Source organism: Nocardia sp. NPDC003979 (assembly GCF_053605015.1).
This window is the reverse complement of sequence record NZ_JBSGIJ010000019.1, coordinates 18,374-32,143: the sequence shown is the minus strand read 5'-3', so window position 1 is coordinate 32,143 and position 13,770 is coordinate 18,374. Positions and strand designations below refer to the sequence as shown.

Here is a 13,770-nt window from a genome sequence, read left to right as displayed (position 1 = left end):
TATTCCGCTGGCCGACCACTGCTGGCGAGCGCGAGTCCGCGTTGGCTTGTCAGGCTCGATCGCGTGCCTCAGGTCATCGCGATCGAATCAACAACCGAGCTGCGGACGGCCGGTCTCGCTATGGCAGAGGTGGCGTCGGCGATCCAGCACGCCGTCACCACCTTGGCCAATACTCTCGACCTCATCGGCGACCCCATTCAGGTGACCGAGCAGAGCGGCGAGACCACTGTGCGCGCGGGCGTCAGCGCCCGGCCGCCGTGGGGCGACGACTCGCACGGCACCACCTTCGCCGACGGCCCGACCGGCTACGTCGCGCTCAGCACGAACCTGCTGCAGGGCGGCTTCGACACCGCCCGCACCCTCACCGAGTTCGCCACCGGCATGAAGCGCGCGGCGGGTGTCACCGAGAGCGGTGAGCACGACTCGGCGACCCTGTTTCGCTAGAACCCTCGCGCGTACCTACGGCCCAGCTCACCTCCAACCAAACCCTCGACTGCTCCCCAGCCTGTTCGCGCGGACGCTACGGCCCAGCTCACGTCCGATCAGACCTTCGAGGCCGATCCGCTCGCGGCCCCCACGCGACGCAGGTGCGCTACTCGGGCGGCAGATGGCAGATCTGCACGAGTTCGCGCCCGCGCGTGCGGGACACGAGCATGCCGCGTCCGGTCGGGTACTGTGCCGGGCGGATATCGCTCAACAACACGCCCTCGTCGCGCGGCGTGCTCATCAGGATGCCGTCGACAGACATGTCCTTCATCGGCCCGAGCACGCTGTCGTAGAGGGCGCGTCCGGCGCCGCCCGCCCGCCGGGCGATGATCACGTGCAGGCCGATGTCGCGGGCCTGGGGAAGCAGTTCCATCAGCGGGGCGAGTGGATTGTTGGCGGCGATCATGTCGTAGTCGTCGACGATCACATACACCTCGGGCCCGGTCCACCAACTGCGATCCCGCAATTGGGCAGGCGTGATGTCGGGGCCGGGCAGTCGTTGGGAGACGAAGCCGGCCACCTCTTTGAGCGTGGGGATCGAGGTCTGCGCCGAGGTCGAGTACCCGGCCAGGTGCGGGCCGTCGATCGCGCCGAGCATGGTGCGGCGATAGTCGACCATGATCACGCGCGCCTGGTTGGGATGCGAGTTCTCGACGATGCCCTTGGCGATATTGCGCAGCAGCGTTGTCTTGCCGCAGCCGACGTCGCCGAAGATCAACAGATGTGGCGAATCCTCGAAATTCAGTGCCAGCGGGGCCAATTCGGATTCGCTGAGCCCGATCAGGATATTGGTGTGGTCGACGCGGACGCCGAGTTCGGCGGCGGTCGCGATCACCTGGTCGCGGTCGAGGACGTCGGGCAGCATCCGCACCGCCGGCGCGCGCCGGTCGCCGTAGTGCTCGGTGAGCGCGGACTTGGCGCGTGCGACGCCGTCGGCGAGGGTGCCGGGGTCGACGTCGGTGTCCAGGCGCGGCAACGCGATCAGCATGTGCAGCTTCTCCGGGGTCATGCCCCGGCCCGGTCGGCTGATCGGCACGTGCACCGCGAGCCGTCGATCCATTTCCGAATCGGTCGGATCGCCCAGGCGCAGTTCGATTCTCGTGCCGATCTGGTCCTTCACATTGGGGCGGATCTCGGCCCACCGGTTCGCGCCGAGGACGACGTGGATGCCGTAGGAGAGCCCCCGGGCGGCCAGCTCGACCACCTGGGGTTCGATGAGGTCGAACTCCTCCCGGAAGGCCGCCCAGCCGTCGATCACGAGGAAGACGTCGCCGAAGGCGTCGCCGGAGAGCGGGTGGGCGTCGCGTTCGGCCGCGGGCAGCTGCGCCAGTTCGGCTTTGATGCGGCGGAAGTCGCGCATGTTCTCCACCCCGTGCGCGAGGAATCTCGCCTCCCGGCCGCGCAGCAGGCCGGTGAGTTCGGCGATGGTGCGCCGGACCCGGTCGGTCTCGAGGCGGCCGGCGGCCGAACCGACGTGCGGTAGGCCGGTGAGCGCGGCAAGGGTGCCGCCGCCGAAGTCGAGGCAGTAGAACTGGGCCTGTTCCGGCGTGTGCGTGGCGGCGGCGCTGAGGATGATGGTCCGCATCGTTGTCGATTTGCCCGACTGCGGACCGCCGACCACGGCGATATTGCCCTGCGCGCCGGACAGGTCGATGGCGAGCACGTCGCGCTTCTGCTCGTAGGGCTTGTCGACGATGCCGATGGGCAGCCACAGGTTGCCGCCGCGATTGGCCGCCGCCCGCCAATCCTGTTCCGGCAGCAGCATATCCACCGTCGGGGAGATGTCGAGGGGTGGCAGCCACACCTGATGGGCTGGCCTGCCGTGCCCGGTGAGCCGGTCGACCACCACCTGAAGCAGCGAGCGCTCCGGCTCGGTACCGGTGGGCGCTTCCCCGAGCAGCGCCCCGAGATCAGGCAACTCGACCGGGATGGGTTCTTGCTCGGCGGGCTCGGTGCGGGCCTGCGGGGCCAGGCGCGACGCGACGAACAGCTCGACACTGCCGGTCGCAGCCGTCACCGGCCCAAGCGCCCGACTCGCGGTCGGCGGCACATAGGTGCCGGAGACGTAGGTGGTGTTGAACCGCAACGGGTCGGCCGAGTCGCTCTTGAGGTAGCCGGCGCCCGGCTGGCCCGGCAGATGGTAGGCGTCGGTGATGCCGAGCACCTGCCGCGATTCGCCCGCCGAGAACGTCCGCAGGCCGATGCGATAGGACAGGTGCGAATCCAGGCCGCGCAACCGGTTCTCCTCCAGCCGTTGCGAGGCGAGCAACAGGTGCACCCGCAGCGACCGGCCGAGGCGGCCGATCATCACGAACAGTTCCGCGAAATCGGGTTTCTGGGAGAGCAATTCGGAGAACTCGTCGACGATGATGAACAGCGCGGGCAGCGGATCGAGCGGCGCGCCGTTGGCACGGGCCTTCTCGTACTCGGTGACATTGGCGAAGTTGCCTGCTGCCCTGAGCAATTCCTGGCGCCGATTGAGTTCACCGGCGAGCGCGTCGCGCATACGGTCGACCATCGACAGTTCCTCTTCGAGGTTGGTGATCACCGCCGAGACGTGCGGGAGCGGGTCGAGGCCGAGGAAAGTCGCGCCGCCCTTGAAGTCGACAAGGACGAGGTTGAGCAGGTCGGGGGAGTGGGTGGCGACCATCGAGAGCACCAGCGTGCGCAGGAATTCCGACTTCCCGGATCCGGTGGCGCCGATGCACAGTCCGTGCGGGCCCATGCCGCCCTCCGCCGACTCCTTGATGTCGATCTCGACGCGCGTGCCGTCGGGGGTGATACCGATCGGCACCCGCAGCCGCTCTCGTGGTGAGCGGGGCCGCCACACCGCGTCGGCCTCGATCAACGCGGCGTCGGCCACCCCGAGCATGGCCATCAAGCCGGGGTCGACGCTCATGTCCTCGCCCAGGTCGACGATCTGCGCGCTGGTGGCGATGCGGTAGCGGGCCATGCCGCGCCCGAACGTGCCTGCCACCATCAGTCCCACCAGGTCGGGTTCGGCGAAGTTCTCCACCGCGCCGCTGGTGCGGGCACCGATCACGCCGTCGTCGACCACCAGTTGCAGGCCCCGCCGCACCGCCAAACCGGTTTGGGGAGCGGTCAGGTCGAGCACCGTCACCGAATCGAGTCCGGCATCGCTGACCGTGCGCTCGGCGCCGCTCACGTACCCGTCGTCGATGACGACGACCAGGTGCAGTCGGCCTGCGGTGGTCGGCGCGTTGCGCAGGAACCGGCCGCGCTCGAGCAGGTCGTCCGACAGTGCGGTTTCGAGTTCCGACAGTGACTCGTACAGCATCCTGGACGAGCCGATCCGGTCGGTCTCGCGTGGATGTTGCAGGTGCGGAAGCCATTTCGTCCACGCCCAGGCCGGGCCGTCCGGATCGGCGGTGACAATGGCGAAGATCATGCTGTCCGGACCGTGGAAGGTGGCCAGCTCCATGAGCATAGCGCGCACCAGCGCGCGTCCGTGGTCGCGGTCGCCTTCGATGTTGACCGCGGGGAACGCGCGCAGGGAGATCGCCGTCGGCAGGGCGTGCACCACCGAGTGCGTGCGCACGAAACGGCGCAGCGCGACGGTGGCGACGGGTTCGAGGTCCTCGAGCGGAACCGTCTCGGGGCGAGCGAGTTTGGTCGCGAGCCGGTGACTGCCGACGCCGATGCGCACATGCCCGAAGTCGGGGTCGTTGGTGCGGCGCTCCCACATGCGCCTGGTGCCGATCAGCGCGTGCAGGTCATTGGGGTGTGGGTGGCTCCAGAACAGTGCCTCGCGCTGGGCCGTGCCGGTGGCGCGGACGTCGCGGCGCAACTGGTCGAGATAGCGGAAGTAGTCCTTGCGCTCCTCATTGAGTTCGCTCGCGTGTTTGGCGCCGCCGCCGGTGCGCCCGGCGAACATGCCGATCATCGACATGAGCATCATCATCGGGAACATCATGGTGAGCGGGTTGGTGAGCATGGACGCGCCGCCCATGGTGAACATCAACGCCATCATGCCGACCATCGCCACCACCATCACCAGCGGCAGCAACCGTTGCCACAGCGGCGGCGGCACCGGCGGCGTGATCTCCGGCGGCGCGTTGAGGATGACTTCCCCGCCCGGCGGACGCGGCGGCGCGATCCTGGCCAAGCGAATGAATCCTTGTGTGCCCATGGGTCATTCCTTCGGTCAGTCGTCGCCCGGCAGGACGAGTGGTCGGCGGTGCGCGCGCCGATAGGGCATGGACAGGATGAGCAGGATCGCCAGGACGCCAAGACACGTGGCCGCGCCACCGATGCCGATCCGCTCCGGCCACGGACTGACGTGAGCCGGCGGATTGGGGCCGGCGATCGGCGCCCCAGCGGTCGGGTCCGCGTCAACCGCGGCGGGCAGAACGGCGGTGAGCGCGGCGACCGGATCGATCAATCCGGCACCGATGCGGCCGTCGGAGCCGTCGCCCGGTGCATGTGCGGTGCGCACGATCCGGTCCATGACCTGGCCGGCGGTGAGCTCGGGAAAGCGGGCTCTGACCAAGGCGGCGAGGCCCGCGACGTAGGCGCTGGCGAAACTGGTGCCGTTGATCGGGGCGACCTGGCCGTCCGCCTGCGGTGTGCCGTTCACCAGACCGGTCCCGCCCGGTTTGCTGTCGAGCGACATCAGATTCGAGCCGGGCGCGGCCACCCCGACCCAGGGACCGAAGAGAGTGAACGCCGAAGGGGCGCCGTCACTTTCGACCGATCCGACCGAGAGCACATACGGAACGAACCACGCAGGCGTCGCGACGGTGCGCACGGCGTTCCAACCACCGCCGTTCTGCTCCTTGCACGCGCCCTGCTGCTGCAGGTTGCCCGCCGCGGCGACTACGACCACATTCCGGTCATAGGCGTAGCGCAGCGCGGCTCCGAGCTGACCGTCGACCGCGTCGGTCCCAGCCGGGCGACACGAGACAGCCGAAATGTTGACCACCGTCGCGCCGCTGTCGACCGCGTGCACGACCGCGCTCGCAAGCGTGTCGACGGTGCCGTATCCGCCCGCCGACATGCCGCCGGGACTGTCCTGGCGGTAGCTACCCTTGGCCTCGAAGGCCAAGCTGGTCTGCCGAATCGCGAGAATCCCGGCCTCGGGCGCGACACCGATGAAGCCGTCGCCACCGTCGGGGGCCCGCTGGGCGGCGATGATGCCGGCGACCAGGGTGCCGTGCCCGTCACAGTCCTCGGTGCCATCGGTCCCGGCAACGTAGTCGCCGCCCGCTGTGACACTGAGTCGAGGGTGGGCGTTGACGCCGGTGTCGATGACCGCGACCAGCTGACCGGCGCCGCGACTGAACGTCCACGCCGCGTCGAGCCCGAGCGTCTTGCGCACGCTGGGAATGCCGAGCGGCGCGGGCCCCGTCCAGACCGGTTGGGAGCACAGCAGTCGCTGCTCTGCGGGTTCGGGCGGGGCGACGGGGGCCGAGGTGTCCAACAGGCCGGGGTCGACCACCGGCGGCGGTATCGCGTCGGCGGTGGATGCCGACAGCGCGAGCGACAGGGCGCCGACGCAGCACAGGGCAAACCTACGCATTGCGCGCGATCGCGTAGATGTCGAGAATCCAGAACACGAGCGGTCCGACGAGACAGATCAACGCGTACTCGATCAGTTCGGCCGCGCGCTGCACCACCGGCGAGATCTCCAGCTGCGGCCCTGCCACCCCGATCACCATGGCCAGCGCGGCAACTCCGACGAGCACCGCAGCTGCCACGAGCGTGTATTCGGGCATCGTGACGCCCCACACCACGATCGGCGGGATCGATGCCGCGAAGCCACCTGCGACCAGGACCGCGGCCTGGGTGAGATCGGCGAAAGCCCGTCCACGCCTGGCCATGATGACGCCGACAGCAGCGGCGAGCACCGCGCGCTGCCACCAGTGGTCGGGTTCGACGAGCACCATCACCCAGGTGGCCGGCACCAGCACTGCGACGATCCCGAAGATCATCCCGGACTGGTAGTCGTTGGCCAGCCGGGACCGCTCGGCGAGCCCGGCCGCCGAGGGGATCGCGGTCGCGCCGATCGCGCCGACGCCCTCGATGGTCGGTCGCGGCTCGTGATCGCGGGGGTCGATCGCCCCGCCCGCGGTCGGCACCGGCGGCACCGGCAACCGCGCGGACGCGACCGCGATCCGCGGGACGAGGGTGATGCCGAGCAGCGCGACGACCAGGGCCGCAGTAGCTACCGTTGCCGCCGAAGCTCCCCAAATCGTGATTACGCCCGCCGCCACACAACCGAAACCGGTCACGGTGATGACGCCGGTGAACATGGTGGCCCGCACCGGGATCAGCCGCATCGCCGGCACCGAGGCCAAAAGCGCCGCCGCGCAACCGAGTAGCAGATGCGGGGCGCCGGCGCTGCCGGGGACCAGTGCCGCCGCACCCACCGCGCTCAACAGCACACCGTTGAACGCGAGCACGGTGGCCGCTGTCGATGCCGTGTACTTTCGCGCGACCAGACCAGCGCCGACCAGCACCAGCACGCCCGCGCCCAGACCCGCCAAGCCGGCCACTATCCCGTACCCGCGCGCGGCTGCGACCAGCAGCAGCAGCGCCGTCCCCAGCACGGCCGTGATCGCCCCCGCCATGCCTGCCCGACCGGCCGACTCGCCGCTCCAGCCACGGAAGGCGTCGTCGGTGAGCCGGGCGACCGCGTCGATCACGTCGTCGAACAGCGGTGGTGACTCCACCGAGTCCACCGCACGCAGCACGAGCAGGTCGCCGTCGAACACCTCCGCCTCGGTGAGCGTACGTTCGGGCTCGATCGCGGCGTGCCCGAGCCGGGACAGGGTCCAATGCCCGGCCGCGATCGGGCCGTTGTCCTCGTGCTCGGACAGGTCGGGGTTGCGGGTCGCGATCAACGCGACCAGGTCGGGAATGAAGTTCGCGATCGGTACCGCGGCAGGCAGCACCACATCGACCTGGGTGGTATCGCCGATCACCGACACCCGGCACAGCTGCGGCTCGACAGTCGTTGACTCCGTCACGTCGCGAAAACTAACAACGCCGAGCACAGCGTGCGGGCGGTCGCGGGCCAGTTCGCTGTCCATTCACCCAGGTGCGGGCGCGACCTGGGGATTCGACGGCGGACAACTCGCGCCGGGTTACGTGAGCGTGAATGTGCGGGGCGCGCGGCTGCGATCGAGGTGACGACGCGGCGATCGTGCGGTTACGTTGCGCGCATGTCAGCGATTCGGCAAGCACAGCAGGTCTTCGACGCGGGCGTGCTTTCGTTGGGATTGACCGTCGACGGCCAGCAGGCCGCCAAGAACCTCGACTACGCGAAGGTGGCGTTCCGGCGCGCCACCGAACTCGACCCGGACATGTGCGACGGCTGGCTCGGCCGTCTCGCCGCGGGGGACACCGCGCCCGAGGTCTTCCGGCAGCTGCACCGCACCTCGACCACCTCGCTCGCGCGGGAACAGCGCCGCCTCGGCCTGCCGCCGCGCCAGCTCGCCGGGCGCTTCCAGATCGGCCAGTACATCGACTATCCGGCGGCCAGTCTCACCGAGATCTGGATCGCCTACGCCATGCATCTGTTGGGCGACAAGCAGTTCGACGAGGCCGAGCGGGTGCTCACCGAACTCGACGAGCGCCGCAAGAAGATCGACGACGACCCCGATCGCGCCCACGACGACCGGGTGTGCGCGTACGCGCGCGCTGTCATCTACTTCACCGCGCAGCTGTGGCCCGACGTGATGGCCGTGCTCGCCGGCTCCGCGGAGTGGCAGGACCAGTACATGGCCGTCGGCGCGCACGTCATGGTCGGGACCGCGTGCGCGCATCTCGGCCTGTTCGGCGAGGCCACGCGCCGCCTCGAACACGCAGAGCGCGGCCCGATCCCCGCCGCGCGCACCGCGGCCATGTACTGCCGTGGCCTTGCCCTGCGCGAACAGGGCAACGAGGACGAGGCGCGTGCCCTGTTCGAGACCGTGTACAGCCAGGTGCCAGGTTTCGAGGCCAACGCACGCGCCATCGCCGACCCGACCTTCCGCATCGTGGTGACCACCGGCGAACAGATCGCGGCCAGGGTCGACCGCTGGGACCCAGGATCGGCGCCATCGCTCGACGAGACGGCCCAGCGCGAACACGAGGATCGTGCCGAGACCATCCTCGCCTCGGCACGCGCCGAACTGGACGCGCAGATCGGGCTCGCCGCGGTGAAAGTCCAAGTCGCCAAACTGCAATCGACCGCGACCATGGCCAAGATCCGCGCCGAGAAGGGTCTCAACAGCATGCCGCGCGGCCAGCACCTCGCCTTCACCGGCCCGCCGGGCACCGGCAAGACAACCATCGCCCGCGTGGTCGCCAAGATCTACTGCGGGCTCGGCCTGCTCAAGACCGACAAGGTCGTCGAGACCAAACGCTCGGATTTCGTCGGCCAGCACCTGGGCTCGACCGCGATCAAGACCAACGCGCTCATCGATTCGGCCATGGACGGCGTGCTCTTCGTCGACGAGGCCTACACCCTCATCCAGTCCGGGCTCTCCGGTGGCGATGCCTTCGGCCGGGAGGCCGTCGACACGCTGTTGGCCCGCATGGAGAACGACCGCGACCGACTCGTGGTGATCATCGCCGGTTACGACGGCGAGATCGACCGCTTCCTGGCCAGCAACGACGGTCTCGCCTCGCGCTTCGCCAAGCGCGTGAAATTCGATTCCTACACCCCGGACGAACTCTGCGAGATCGGCGAGTTCATCGCCCGCAAACGCGATTCGGCGGTCGCGGCCGAGGCCATCGAGTTGCTGCGCGCGGCCTGTGCCGAACTCTACGACGCCGAACGCGTCGATCAGAGCGGGTTGCCCAGGCGCGGGGTCGACCTCGCGGGAAATGGCCGCTTCATCCGCAATGTCATCGAGAGCGCCGAGGAGGAACGCGAGTACCGCCTCGCCATGAACGACTCCCTCGACCTGCGCGCCCTCGACGAGGAGACGCTCATGCGCATCGAGGCCGATGACATGCGCAAGGCACTCGACATTGTCCTCGCGGCCCTGACGTAGTCGGCGCACCTGCCCGATCAAACTCCCGACATCGCCATCGTCTACTGGTTCAAGGTTGAGGCGACGTTGTCGGACGACTCCGTGGATTGGCTGTTTGTCGAACACGGTCCGAGGGCGGGACTCATGGTGGGCAGTGCCCGGTCCGACCACCGTTTCCCGGCCGGGGTCAGCCCGGCTGCGGAATGTTCGCCCTCTGTGTCGCGTCACTAATTGGGTGTTCAGAAGGGCTCGGCACCCAGCGGCCGCCACCCACTAGCTCCTGTGGCGGGGCTTCGAGTTCGGCGATGGGTCCATGGGTTCCTCCTCTCGGTTCTTCAGGAGCGCCACATGTATCGAAATGCGCTGTACCACAATCCGTTCCAGTGTTCCATCGGGTCGAATGAGTGCGAAGAAACGTCGTCACCGGTGGCAACAGTGTGAAATGGTCGCTGAGACGGTCGCGTACGTAAGTGACGTGCACACCCGCGCGCCTGTACCGCTCGACCTGGCGGTCGACCCCGTCGCAATGGATGAGCTGGTCGTTGAGATGCTGTAGCGCCAGTAGGGGACAGCGTGGGGCCTTGGTTTCCAGGCGGATGTCGTCGAGGACGCCACGTAGGCGGGGCTGGGCGAGGACCTGGCCTCACGGCGGGACAGGTGATCGTCGATGCTCAGCCCGGACATGCGTAGTAGCGCGAGGATCGCGGGCAGTCGTTCGGCCCGCGCCAGCAGAAGCTTGCCAGATCGCCGAGGGCATCCGCTTCGTCGTCGGGGAACCGTTTCTGCAGGTCCTCGCTTTCGCGGGCGCGGCCTTCAACCTCTGTTAGATGTTCGTCGAGGCGTTGTTTGTTCTCTACGCCATCCGCGAATTGGGTTTCGGTCCAGGGGCTGATCGGCTTCATCATGGCGCTGAGCGCCGTGGGCGGAGTGACCGGTGCCGCCACTGCGGCGCAGCGCGAAGTCATCGACCCTTAGCACGGCGCGGACTGATCCGCTCAAGGCGTGCAACTGAATCTGGCGAACGCTCGAGATGTGGAGTATGTGTCCGGGAAAGATCGGACTCTTAACCAAGAATTTTCTCGATTACCTGTAGGTATGGTCTGCTTAATCCAAAAAAACCGACCGAGAGCCGGTAACTGGTCCATGCATATGTGATCGGGTGCACACTCCCTGTCATGTCTCTGATGAGTCGCCACGGAATCTTGATAAACGCCCGGACCTCCGGGACGGGACGTGACACCGACCGGTCACGACTGCGGGGGCCTTCTCGGGTGCGCTCAGCCCAGCTGGTCCGCAGCCGCAGCAGTCGAGCTTGCGCTCAGGGGAGTTCCTGGTGAGGTTCACCGAACTCGCCGATTATGCGTTTCCCGCCGGACACGTCGTGGAATGGTCGCCGCACGCCGAACCGGGGCGAATGAGCTGCTCTCTCGATCAGCGCCGCATCTCACATAACCACGAACGGCACCTGCGCGGCATTCTCGACGCGACACCGCCAGAGGATCAGTCCTGGATCGGCTGCGCCTTCCGCGTTGTTGGTCCGTTCGACCACGAAGCTTGGCGCAACACACTGAGCACCTGGATCCGGCGGCACGAGGTACTGCGCAGCCACGCTACCGTCGAGGACGGCACCCCTACTCGGTACACCCTCGAGTCCGCCGCAATCCGTGTCCGCGCTCGGACTGTCGGCAACCTCGACGGGACCGCCGCACGACGCCATGCGGATCGAGTGCTCTCCGCCAAGACCTCCCCGCTGCACTGGCCGTCCTACCTGTTCATCACCATCGCTGGCGTGGGTGGATTCACCGTCGTGTTCGGTGCCGATCACGCCATCACGGACGGCTACACCGTGGCAATGGTGGCCTCCGAACTCGCTGTGCTGTACGACGCGGCTCGCACCGGCGCCTCCGATACCGTCCTTCCCGCGGTCGGCAGCTACCTGGAGTTCAGCGAAGCCGAGCGCGCCCACTCCGAGCAGATTACCGGCGACCATCCAGCGATCGAACCGTGGCGGCGATTCGTCGCCGAACCCGAACCGGACCGGTTCGGCACCACTCTCGCCCCCGCACATGCCTGCGTGTTTCCGCTCGCCCGTGGTTATGGTGGCGGTCCGCGGAGACCTCAACGAACTCTGTCGCTACCGCTGCTCGGCGCCGACGAGGCCACCGCAGTCACCGCCATCGCCCGCGGCCACCACACCGGCTTGTTCGCAGCTCTGCTCGCCGGACTCGGTTCGGTCACCACCGCGTTGCGCGGCCGCGAGGATTTTCGCACAGTCGTACCCCGCTGCACCCGTGCCGCCATGGCGATGAACGCCAACACTGCCGGCTGGTTTGTGGACTTGTCCCCAGTCACCATCCACACCGCGACCGCCGCGAGCTTCGGCGAACTCATCGCAGCCGCAGGCAGCGAACTGCGCTGGGCTCGCAGTGAGATCGGCGTTCCCTTCGGGCGCGCCTGCGAACTGCTTGGCATCGAACCGCATATCGCTTTCTTCGCGTCATTCATGGATCTGCGTGCTGTCCACCGGCTTCATCGCCCCGCGGAGTTCTCGTTCCTGCGTGGTACCAATCATTCCCCCGACGACCACTACTTCTGGTTCTTCCGAACCGATCAGGGTCTGAGCGTGAGCGCTCGCTACCCCGACACCGCCGAATCGGCTGAGGACGTGCACACAACTGTGCTGCGACTGCGCGCCCTGTTCGCCGAACTCGCCCACCACGGCGACATCGACGCACAGTGCCCCACTCAGCGGGCGGGCTTTGGTGTGACCGCACAGGTGCCCCACCCTCGCCGCACGATCCAGCCTGAGAAAGCGACCGCTACATGAGTGTCCTTCAGACCGACCTCTCGATCGAGGACTGGTCCCCCGAGGCGGGCGAACTGCTCGAATTCCGGCCCGACGAGCACGCGATCGCTGCCGCAGCGGCCGCACCGGCCAGCGATGTGCCGCCGTCGGTGTTGACACGGGCACACATCACCCGCTGCATCGAGCTGCGCCGTGCGGGCCGCCGCCCGTCTCCCGGTCTCGTCCTGGCCTTTCGGCTGCCGGGGCGGCTGGACCGCACCGCGCTGCGCGAAGCGTTCCGGACATTCATCCTGCGCCATGAGACATTCCGGTCCTGGTTCGCTCCCGCCGCTGACAACGAATTGATCCGGCACGAAGATCGGTCCCAAGACGTCGCCTTCACCACCGTCGAACGCGGCACGTTCGACTGCGGTGATGCAATCCGCGCCGAATTGTTGCCCGACTTCATCGAACGGTCCGACGCCCTAGCCTGGCCCGGCTTCGTATGCGCCACCATCGATCACGGAGATTGCGGATTCACCGTCATCTTCAGCGTCGATCACGCACACAGCGACGCACTGTCCATGGGCCCTGCGTTTCTGGAATTACGCACGCTGTACACCGCCTACCAACAGGGCAACGAACCACCATCGCTGACCGACGTGGGCAGCTTCGTGGAATTCGCTCGCACCGAACACGAATACACCGGCAATGTCGGCCCGCAGGCCGAGCGGGTGCGCGAATTCGTTTCCGCCCTGCGCAACGCGGCGGCCGAATTTCGCCCGGTGCCGGTGGACCTCGGCCTAGAACACCGACAGACCGCGCCGAGTGGCCAGATCCAGCTCGCGCTGTTCGATGATACGGAATCCGACCTTTTCAGCGAACGGTGCGCCGCGCACGGCGGCAACTTCTCGAGCGGTCTGTACGCTGCGCTGGCCCTGACCGAACTCGAGCTCGCCGGATACCACCACTTCACGGCGCTCAGCGTGTACGGCTTGCGTAACGAACCGCAATATCTGATGGCGCAGGGCTGGTTTGTGAACCTGCTGCCGGTGTCGTTCGAGGTCGGGCACAAGGCACAGTTCAGCGAATTGGTCGGCACCGCGCGTGCCGCGTGTGACTCGATCAAGCCACTGGCCCGGGTCCCGCTGCACGGCGTGCTCGAGCATGCGCGGGCGAGTGGACCGGTGCCCGAGCCCAGCGAATGGCGCCAGATCTCCTATGCCGACACCCGTCACATCCTGCGTGCGCTACAGCTCGAAAACGAGGTGTCGGTGAGCATCATGGGCTCGCGCAACCAACTCTCCGGGCTGACGCCGTTCTGGTTCACCCGCGACCTCGACCACACCTTCGTCGCGGTCCGCTTCCCGGACACGTCGGCTGCACGCGAATCGGTCACCGCGTTGCTCACTCACTTGCGGACCGTACTGCGAACGATCGTCGATACCGGCGACTACACGGCAACCAATACCGACGACGCCTCGCTGTCGCCGACGAAGAACGCGTAATGCCATGGAA

8 protein-coding genes and 1 pseudogene are annotated in these 13,770 nt (G+C 67.7%); 4 read left to right on the top strand and 5 right to left on the bottom strand.

Annotated features, from left to right (window positions below; genetic code table 11):
* Positions 1–63: 63 nt before the first annotated feature.
* Positions 64–444: a hypothetical protein gene (locus tag ACWEVR_RS28245; protein WP_452469395.1), complete on the top strand. Its 381-nt coding sequence runs from the start codon at positions 64–66 to the stop codon at positions 442–444.
* Between the two features lie 148 nt (positions 445–592).
* Here the strand turns inward: ACWEVR_RS28245 and eccCa are convergent, their stop codons facing one another.
* Genes eccCa through eccD form a run of 3 tightly spaced genes read right to left on the bottom strand, consistent with a single transcriptional unit; the run spans position 593 to position 7,475 of the window.
* On the bottom strand, positions 593–4,636 hold the full coding sequence (eccCa, locus tag ACWEVR_RS28240; RefSeq protein WP_452469394.1) for a type VII secretion protein EccCa: 4,044 nt from the start codon (positions 4,634–4,636) through the stop codon (positions 593–595).
* Positions 4,637–4,651: 15 nt separating this feature from the next.
* Positions 4,652–6,025: a type VII secretion-associated serine protease mycosin gene (mycP, locus tag ACWEVR_RS28235; protein ID WP_452469393.1), complete on the bottom strand. Its 1,374-nt coding sequence runs from the start codon at positions 6,023–6,025 to the stop codon at positions 4,652–4,654.
* Positions 6,018–7,475 (bottom strand): type VII secretion integral membrane protein EccD, encoded by a 1,458-nt coding sequence (gene eccD / locus ACWEVR_RS28230; RefSeq protein ID WP_452469392.1) that lies wholly within the window; start codon positions 7,473–7,475, stop codon positions 6,018–6,020. Before eccD ends, mycP begins: the two co-directional genes overlap by 8 nt.
* Positions 7,476–7,670: 195 nt before the next feature.
* On the opposite strand from eccD, the gene eccA reads away from it, so the two are divergent.
* Positions 7,671–9,488, top strand: coding sequence for a type VII secretion AAA-ATPase EccA (gene eccA, locus ACWEVR_RS28225; protein ID WP_452469391.1), 1,818 nt, complete (start codon positions 7,671–7,673; stop codon positions 9,486–9,488).
* A 166-nt stretch (positions 9,489–9,654) separates the two neighbouring features.
* On the opposite strand, the pseudogene ACWEVR_RS28220 reads toward eccA, so the two are convergent.
* Both ACWEVR_RS28220 and ACWEVR_RS28215 read right to left on the bottom strand, forming a co-directional pair.
* Positions 9,655–10,095: pseudogene (locus ACWEVR_RS28220) on the bottom strand (hypothetical protein); the annotation flags it as partial.
* A gap of 43 nt (positions 10,096–10,138) precedes the next feature.
* A complete protein-coding gene (locus ACWEVR_RS28215) occupies positions 10,139–10,372 on the bottom strand; it encodes a hypothetical protein (protein WP_452469390.1) in 234 nt (77 codons plus the stop codon).
* Between the two features lie 428 nt (positions 10,373–10,800).
* Here ACWEVR_RS28215 and ACWEVR_RS28210 point away from each other — a divergent pair, with 428 nt between their 5' ends.
* Positions 10,801–12,294 carry a condensation domain-containing protein gene (locus ACWEVR_RS28210; RefSeq protein ID WP_452469389.1) on the top strand — a complete coding sequence of 498 codons (1,494 nt, stop codon included), beginning with the start codon at positions 10,801–10,803 and terminating at the stop codon, positions 12,292–12,294.
* On the top strand, positions 12,291–13,760 hold the full coding sequence (locus ACWEVR_RS28205; RefSeq protein WP_452469388.1) for a condensation domain-containing protein: 1,470 nt from the start codon (positions 12,291–12,293) through the stop codon (positions 13,758–13,760). The genes ACWEVR_RS28210 and ACWEVR_RS28205 overlap by 4 nt, the downstream gene beginning before the upstream one ends.
* The last annotated feature ends 10 nt before the right edge of the window (positions 13,761–13,770 follow it).